The sequence below is a fragment of the Brevibacillus sp. SKDU10 genome, from assembly GCF_001645205.1.
Lineage (GTDB): Bacteria > Bacillota > Bacilli > Brevibacillales > Brevibacillaceae > Brevibacillus_B > Brevibacillus_B halotolerans.
On record NZ_LSSO01000042.1, the window covers coordinates 1 to 8,851 of the forward strand.

Annotated in this window: 4 protein-coding genes and 1 pseudogene; all 5 read left to right on the forward strand. The window is 43.0% G+C overall.

The genetic code is table 11. The features are described from left to right. A partial coding sequence (locus AYJ08_RS03750) for a proline--tRNA ligase (RefSeq protein ID WP_064016645.1) occupies positions 1-1,599 on the forward strand: 1,599 nt, incomplete at its 5' end. 163 nt (positions 1,600-1,762) lie between these two features. Further along, positions 1,763-6,079, forward strand: a complete 4,317-nt coding sequence (locus AYJ08_RS03755; RefSeq protein ID WP_064016646.1) for a PolC-type DNA polymerase III — start codon at positions 1,763-1,765, stop codon at positions 6,077-6,079. 179 nt (positions 6,080-6,258) lie between these two features. After that, a complete protein-coding gene (locus tag AYJ08_RS03760) occupies positions 6,259-7,230 on the forward strand; it encodes a DMT family transporter (protein WP_064016647.1) in 972 nt (323 codons plus the stop codon). Positions 7,231-7,521: 291 nt separating this feature from the next. Next, on the forward strand, positions 7,522-7,980 hold the full coding sequence (gene rimP, locus AYJ08_RS03765; RefSeq protein WP_064016648.1) for a ribosome maturation factor RimP: 459 nt from the start codon (positions 7,522-7,524) through the stop codon (positions 7,978-7,980). A 22-nt stretch (positions 7,981-8,002) separates the two neighbouring features. Then, a pseudogene (gene nusA / locus AYJ08_RS03770) lies at positions 8,003-8,806 on the forward strand (transcription termination factor NusA); the annotation flags it as partial. Positions 8,807-8,851 lie beyond the last annotated feature (45 nt).

Sequence of the window (8,851 nt, forward strand, 5' to 3'; positions counted from 1 at the left end):
ATCTATACATTTATGCCGATAGCTCTACGTGTCCTCCAAAAAATTCAAAACATCGTGCGTGAAGAAATGAATAACGCAGGTGCTCAAGAGATTTTAATGCCAACGATTCAACCGGCAGAAATTTGGGAGAAAAGTGGCCGCTGGGATCATTATGGTCCTGAGTTGATGCGTTTACGTGATCGTCATGATCGTCGTTTTGCTTTAGGGCCAACTCATGAAGAGGTTGTAGCTACTTTAGTAGCTAGTGAAATCAACTCCTATAAAAAACTGCCAATTAACTTGTATCAAATTCAAACAAAATTCCGCGATGAGGTACGCCCGCGCTTTGGACTCATTCGTTGTCGAGAATTTATGATGAAGGATGCTTATTCTTTTGATACAACTCAAGAGGGCTTGGATAAGAGCTTTGATGATATGTTCCATGCTTATCACCGTATTTTCACTCGTGTTGGACTTAATTATCGTGCGGTAGAAGCAGATGCGGGTTCTATTGGTGGAACGGGAACGTATGAATTTATGGCGTTGTGTGAAATCGGTGAGGATACGATTGCTTATTCTACAGAGGGCGATTATGCAGCTAATCTGGAGAAAGCGGAAGTTTTGTATAACGGACCAACTTCCCCAGAAGCAGACGTAGCTCCATTAGAAAAAATTCACACTCCAAACATCAAAACCATTGAGCAATTAAAAGAGGGTCTGGGTGTTGAAGGCAAAGATATCGTGAAAAGCTTAGCATACATGGTGGATGATCAGTTTGTACTTGTTTTGATTCGTGGTGATCATGAATTGAACGAAGTGAAGCTGAAAAATATGTTTGACGCAATTGATGTACGCATGGCGACTGAAGCAGAAATCACTGAGAAGCTAGGTGCTCCAGTTGGTTTTGTTGGTCCTGTGGGTGCTGGTGAGAGAAAAATTGAGGTAGTAGCGGACAACTACGTTCAAGAGGTGGCTAGTGCCATCATTGGGGCAAATGAAGTAGATTACCACTTGAAGAACGCGCAGTATGGAAGGGATTATCAAGTATCTCGTTTTGCTGATCTGCGAAATATTCAGGAGGGTGACGTTTGCCCGCGTACGCAGGCTCCAATCGCTTTTGCCCGCGGTGTAGAAGTAGGTCACGTATTTAAATTGGGTACAAAATACTCAGAGCCAATCGGTGCTAAATTCTTAGACGAGAATGGCCGTGAACAAACAATGATCATGGGATGCTACGGTATCGGCGTATCTCGCACGCTGGCTGCGGTAATTGAACAAAACAACGACGAAAATGGTATCATCTGGCCAACGTCAGTTGCTCCTTATCATGCACATGTAATTCCAATCAATGTGAAATCTGATCAACAGCGTGAAATGAGTGAAGAGATTACAGCGGCATTGGAAGCTGCGGGAGTAGAAGTATTGTACGATGACCGTACAGAACGTGCCGGTGTGAAATTTAAGGATGCCGATTTACTTGGTTTACCGCTTCGAATCACGGTTTCTGATAAATTGGAACCAGGCACAGTTGAAGTTCGCATTAGACGTACAGGTGAGGCTACTGTGGTAGCTGTGAGCGAGCTTGTCTCTTATGTAAAAGAACAGCTAGCAAACCTATAGAGTTAGGTATCAAAAGCAATGCAGGATTTGCTTTGAATGTTGTAGAAGAGAAAAAGGTACCCCAGAAGCGCAAGGGGTACCTTTTCTATGTAGATATTACCGTTGGTTCTGCTTAGCATTTTGTCGTAAGGTAGAGAAGGAGAAAAGCGAGAGGTGAGAAAAAATGGATCTATTAACAGAACAAAAACATAGATTTTCTCTGCTCCTCAAGCAATTAGAGGTTCCCCAAGAGATGGTTGAGCGATATTTTACCGAGGGGTATATTGAGAAGCTGGAAGTATATAAACAAACCAAAGAATGGATATTTCATTTTACATTTGAAAAAATGATGCCAGTTGATATATATCGTGCATTTACGAAACGATTGCAGCAAACCTTTGCGCATTTAGCTAAGGTTGACGCGATTTTTCGTTATTCCTTGCAGCCGCCCGTACATATTGTGGTGGAAGAATACTGGGATTACTTGCTAAGCGATCCAGATGCACATTTGCAAACATTGGTAGGTACCCTGAAAACAGGACGAGTGGAGACAGCGGGGGACCAAGTAAAGCTATTGTTACCTACTGAGATGGCAGTAGATATTATGAAATCGAAAAAAGCAGATGAACAACTGACCCAAGCATTTTGGAAGATTGCACAGGTACGCCCGCGCTTTCTGTTCCAAGCCGAAGAAAATGACGAGGCTATGCAGGCCTTTATTGAGCAACGTAAAGAAGAAGAACGAGCGTTGGTTAAAAATGTCATGACGCAGCAAGCCCAAGCAGAGAAAGAGCGTCAGAATGGACAAGAAGCTGAAGCGATTACCACCGTTACCATCGGATATGACATCAAGGAGGAACCTGTACCTATCAGTGAGATTCAAGAGGAAGAAAGACGAATTACGATACAAGGTACAGTCTTTAATGTAGAAATTAGAGAATTAAAAAGTGGACGCCACATCCTAACTTTCCATCTGACAGATTATACGGATTCGTTAACTGTCAAAATCTTTTCTCGTGACAAGGAAGATGTTAAAGTACTTGAAGCAATTAAGGACGGTATGTGGATTAAAGCGCGCGGTAGCGTTCAGCATGATACCTTTATGCGCGAGCTGGTTATGATGGCAAATGACATCAACCAGATTGAACAGCAAGGACGTAAGGACCAAGCAGAGGAAAAACGGGTTGAGCTACACGCCCACACTCCTATGAGCATGTTAGACGGAGTTGTTTCCGTTAAATCTTACATTTCACAAGCTGCTAAATGGGGACACAAAGCTGTTGCGATAACGGATCATGGTGTCGTACAGGCATTCCCTGAGGCTTATAGCGTAGCGAAAAAGAACGGTGTCAAATGTATTCTGGGTTTAGAAGCCTATGTAGTGGAAGATGGTATTAATATTGTATATAACCTAGATCGTGGAGCAACGAATTACGCTATTGATGACAAGACCCCTTATGTCGTATTTGATACAGAGACAACAGGTTTAAATGCGAATGAACATACCATTATTGAAATCGCGGCTGTAAAAATGATAGGCTCAGAAATCATTGAAGAATGGACAGAATTAATTGATCCTGGTATTTTGATTGGACCTAAAACCACGGAGATTACGGGGATTACAAACGAAATGCTACGGGGAAAACAGAAGCTGGATGTTGTCTTGCGCCGTTTTAAAGAATTTGCTGGGGATTCGATTCTTGTGGCCCACAACGCCGAATTTGACCAAGCATTTATTAATGCGTGTGCCATTCGAGTAGGAATGGAACCGTGGACAAATTCTTTTTTAGACACTTTGCCGCTCGCACGTATGCTGTATTCAGGCATGCGCAATTATCGATTAGGAACGCTTGCAAAACGCTTTAATGTTGAACTAATCAATGCTCACCGGGCGTTGGACGACACCGTTGCACTAGCAAAGGTTTTCCAGCTCATGTTAAAAGACGTGAAGGAAGCAGAGATCAAAACACTCTCTGAGCTAAACGAGCGCAGCAACGCTCAAGCGGATTATAAGAGTACCCGTCCATTCCATGCTACGATATTAGTGAAAAACAAGGAAGGCTTAAAAAATCTGTATAAGCTGGTGTCTATCTCGCATACGGAAACCTTCTTCCGCGTACCACGTATTATGCGTAGCCAGATTATAAAATATCGAGAAGGCTTGTTAATTGGAACGGCTTGTAAAGAAGGCGAGCTATTCCAAGGCATTCTGCGTGGTAAACCTGAACAAGAATTAGAAGAGATTGCTACCTTCTATGATTATATTGAGTTGCAGCCCTTAGAGCATTACAAACCTCTATTGCGCAATGAGACGATCCCTAACACGGACGTCGTGAAGACATATCACGAAACACTGATACGCATTGCTAACCATTTGGAACGGCCTGTTGTAGCCACAGGAGATGTTCATTTTCTACACCCTCAGGATCATACGTTTCGTGAAGTATTCTTGCTATCAAAAGGAGATCAGGATGCTAACGACCAACCTCCACTATATTTCATGACTACTGAGGAGATGTTGGAGGCATTCTCTTATTTGGGTGAACAGAAGGCGAAAGAAATTGTAGTAGACAATACAAATGCGCTTGCTGACATGATTGAAGATGTTAGCCCGATCCCAGATCGTTTGTATACCCCTGTAATTGAAGGGGCAGATGAAGAGCTGCGTGATATGTGCTATAACAAAGCGAAGCGAATCTATGGCGATCCGTTGCCAGAAATTGTTGAACAACGCTTAGAAAAAGAACTGACCAGTATTATTAAACACGGATTCGGTGTTATTTATCTGATCTCACAGAGATTGGTGACAAAATCACTTAGCGACGGCTATTTAGTAGGGTCACGGGGATCAGTAGGCTCTTCTTTTGTAGCGACCATGTCCGATATCACAGAGGTTAATCCACTGCCGCCTCACTATGTTTGCCCAAACTGTCAGCATAGCGAGTTTATTATGGACGGTTCCATTGGTTCTGGATTCGACTTAAAGGACAAGGATTGCGAGAAATGCGGCACTAGATATATGAAAGATGGCCAAGATATTCCTTTCGAAACCTTCCTTGGATTTAAAGGAGATAAGGTTCCCGATATTGACTTAAATTTCTCAGGTGACTATCAGCCAAGGGCGCATAAATATACACAGGACCTATTTGGTATCGATAATGTTTTTCGTGCAGGAACGATAGGTACAGTTGCCGAAAAGACAGCGTACGGCTATGTTCGTAAATGGGCGGAAGAGCGCAAGCTAATGCTTCGCGGAGCAGAGATTGCTCGCTTGGTAAATGGTTGCACGGGCGCTAAACGTACAACTGGACAGCATCCAGGGGGGATTATTGTTTTGCCTGATTATATGGATATGGAGGATTTTTGTCCGATCCAATTCCCTGCTGATGATGTTAAATCTGAATGGCGAACAACGCATTTCGACTTCCATTCCATCCATGACAATCTATTAAAGCTCGATATTCTGGGTCACGACGATCCGACCGTTATCCGGATGCTTCAGGATTTGACGGGATTAGACCCGAAACAAATCCCGTTAGACGATCCAAAAACGATGTCTATCTTTAGTTCAACAGAAGCGCTGGGCGTAACGGCTGAACAAATTCGTACGAATATGGGGACGTTAGGAATACCGGAGTTCGGTACGAAATTCGTGCGTCAGATGCTAGAAGATACAAAACCAACCACCTTTGCTGAATTAGTGCAGATTTCTGGTCTCTCACACGGAACCGATGTATGGCTAAACAATGCACAGGAGTTGATACGTAATCAGACGTGTAAGCTGTCTGAGGTTATCGGTTGCCGTGACGATATCATGGTATATCTGATCTATAAAGGACTGGAACCATCCCAAGCCTTTAAAATAATGGAATCAGTGCGTAAAGGTAAAGGTGTCAGCGAGGAAGACCAAGAGGAGATGCGCAAACATGATGTACCTGAATGGTACATAGGCTCTTGTCAACGGATTAAGTATATGTTCCCGAAAGCGCATGCGACTGCTTATGTTATGATGGCGGTTCGGATTGCTTATTGTAAGGTACATTATCCGCTAGAATTTTACGCTACGTATTTTACTGTCCGTGCTGATGACTTCGATATCCCGTTAATGGTACAAGGATCGGCAGCTATTCGCCAACGGATTGAAGAGATTGAGGAAAAAGGTCACGATGCCCAACCAAAAGAAAAATCTCTTTTGACTGTATTAGAGATGGCGTTGGAAATGGTAGAACGAGGCTTTAGCTTTACCAATGTCGATCTATATCGTTCTGACGCTGAGAAGTTCCTGATTGATGGAAACAAGCTTATTGCACCGTTTAATGCGATTCCAGGCCTAGGAACTAACGCAGCAATCAGCATTGTAGAAGCACGTAAAAAGGGTGAATTTTTATCAAAAGAAGACCTGCTCAGCCGTTCCAAAATTTCTAAAACAATTTTGGAATATCTAGACGAGCAGGGAGCCCTTCAAGGTATGCCAGAATCAAATCAATTGTCCTTGTTCTAACGATTAAAAGCATAGTGCAGGTTACTGATCACACTTTGAAAATGGCAACTTTAACGATACATCTATCACTATGTTTAATTTTTGGCAGGGTAGAAGGGGATTGTTAGGTTGCCGTTTTCTAAGTGATTTTTCATAGTAGCGTAACGTAGATTGAAAGCTTAAAGTAGAGGTGGTACGGCATGCGACCGATTTGGATTGGGATTATATCTTCCTTCTTTTTTGCCTTTACCTTTGTATTGAATCGTTCCATGGAGCTTGCTGGAGGCAGTTGGATGTGGAGTGCAGCACTTCGCTTTTTTTTCATGCTGCCGCCATTATTGTTTCTTGTGTTTTTACGAGGAAATCTGGGAATGCTATGGACAGAGATTAAAAAGCACCCAAAAGAATGGATATTATGGAGCACGGTTGGTTTTGGCCTGTTTTACGCCCCATTTTGTTTTGCTCAAGCGTATGGTCCTGGATGGTTAATAGCGGGAACATGGCAGATTACAATCATCTCTGGCTCCTTGCTGGCTCCGTTCTTTTTTGAGCAAAAAACAGGCTCGCAGGGCATACAATTAATGCGAGGGAAAATCTCGATTCCGGGGTTATGGATGTCAAGTATCATTTTGCTTGGAATTGTTTTAATGCAGAGCGAACAAGCGAGTGTACTACAACCTAAAGAGGTGCTGTTAGGATTTTTGCCAGTTGTAGTAGCTTCTTTTGCCTATCCGTTAGGGAATCGTAAAATGATGCAAATTTGTGGAGAGCGAGTCGATACCTATCAACGTGTCCTTGGCATGACGATTTGCAGTATGCCGTTTTGGATGCTGTTATCGATAACAGCTTTGGCAGTAGATGGAGCGCCAAGTCAGAGTCAGGTATTCCAAACCTCTCTTGTTGCTATTTTCTCAGGAATTTGTGCAACTGTGTTATTTTTCCGAGCTACGGAAATGGTGAAAGGCAACATGCGTCGTCTAGCGGCTGTAGAAGCAACACAATCGATGGAAGTCTTATTTGCTACAGCAGGAGAGGTCGTATGGTTATCTGCCAGCTTGCCTACACCAATGGCTTCAGCGGGGCTTTTGCTTATCATGCTGGGAATGATTCTACACAGCCTAGTATCGGGGCGGAAAGAAAAGGAAACACCCCCTATTAATGTATCAGATTGAGTAAGATGGGCTTTACAATGACTGGTATAATAGGCATTCAGCAGGTTTTTGGAAAGTCTGATCAAATGAGGCAGTGGTTGTCAAGACCCATGGTATTATGCTATAATTTTTTTGGAAATACTGGTTATACACGTACGAGAGTGGGGAAACCCACTCTTTCTTCTTGACCACAGAGGATTTCTAGCTAGAAAGCTTCTCGTGCAAAGAATTAGATTTGTGACCACCCGGTGCCACTTTGGTAGCCGGTTACACATTTATAACAGTATGGATCTGCTTAAAGGAGGAACTTGCTTGAGCAAGGTAGTGCAAATTGTTGAGGAACTACTGACTCCTATCCTTGAAGAAACAGGATTGGAACTGGTGGATATCGAATACAAGAAGGAAGGTAGCAACTGGTTTTTGCGTATCTTTATCGACAATGAATCGTCCAACATCGATATTGAAGATTGCGGTACCGTTAGTGAAAAACTAGGCGCAAAGCTGGACGAACTGGACCCGATTCCAACCGCATATTTCTTAGAGGTTTCTTCGCCTGGAGCGGAGCGTCCCTTACGTAAAGAAAAAGATTATCACAAAGCTGTAGGCAAACACGTACATATCACCACCAAAGAAGCGGTGGACGGTCACACGTTGTTTGAAGGTACACTAGAAGCGTTTGACGGTGAGACGTTAACGATTTCTGAACAAAAAAACAAATATACAATTAAAATGGATCAAATAAGCGAAGCCCGATTGGCTATCGTCTTTTAATTGAGGGGAGGACATTAGTACAATGAATGCAGAGTTTATTACAGCACTGCATGATCTGGAAAAGGAAAAGGGGATTGACAAAGAGGTTTTGATTGAGGCGATTGAAGCAGCGCTGATCTCTGGTTACAAGCGCAACTTTAACTCCGCACAAAACGTTCGTGTTGATGTAAACCGCCATTCAGGTCAAGTTCGCGTGTTTGCACGTAAAAATGTTGTAGAAGATGTGTTAGATGCTCGTTTGGAGATTTCTTTGGAGGCTGCTAATGAAATCGATCCAAACTTCCGCATTGATGACATCGTTGAGATTGAAGTAACGCCTCGTGATTTTGGACGCATTGCGGCTCAAACTGCGAAGCAAGTCGTTACGCAACGCATTCGTGAAGCAGAACGCGGACTTATTTATAATGAATTTATTGATCGGGAAGAAGATATCGTAAATGGTATCGTTCAACGCCAAGATTCCCGCGCATATTTTGTTGACTTGGGTAAAGTGGAAGCGGTAATGCCTCTCACCGAAAAAATGCCAACAGATGATTTTAAACCACAAGACCGAATCAAAGCATATATTATTAAAGTAGAGAAAACGACAAAGGGTCCCCAAATCGTCATTTCCCGTACGCACCCAGGACTATTAAAACGTCTATTTGAATTGGAAGTACCTGAAATTTATGACGGTGTCGTTGAAATTAAATCAGTCGCGAGAGAAGCTGGAGATCGCTCTAAAATTGCTGTTCACTCCACAAATGAAGAAGTCGATCCAGTTGGTGCCTGTGTAGGTCCTAAAGTTCTGCGCGTACAAACGATCGTAAACGACCTAAAGGGCGAATAAATTGAATTTGTACGCAGCTCTGAGGACACGGCTGGGTCAGGA

Excerpts from the sequence above, each read along its gene's own strand:
- AYJ08_RS03755 (WP_064016646.1), top strand. The coding sequence starts at position 1,763 with ATGGATCTATTAACAGAACAAAAACATAGATTTTCTCTGCTCCTCAAG.
- AYJ08_RS03760 (WP_064016647.1), top strand. The coding sequence starts at position 6,259 with ATGCGACCGATTTGGATTGGGATTATATCTTCCTTCTTTTTTGCCTTT.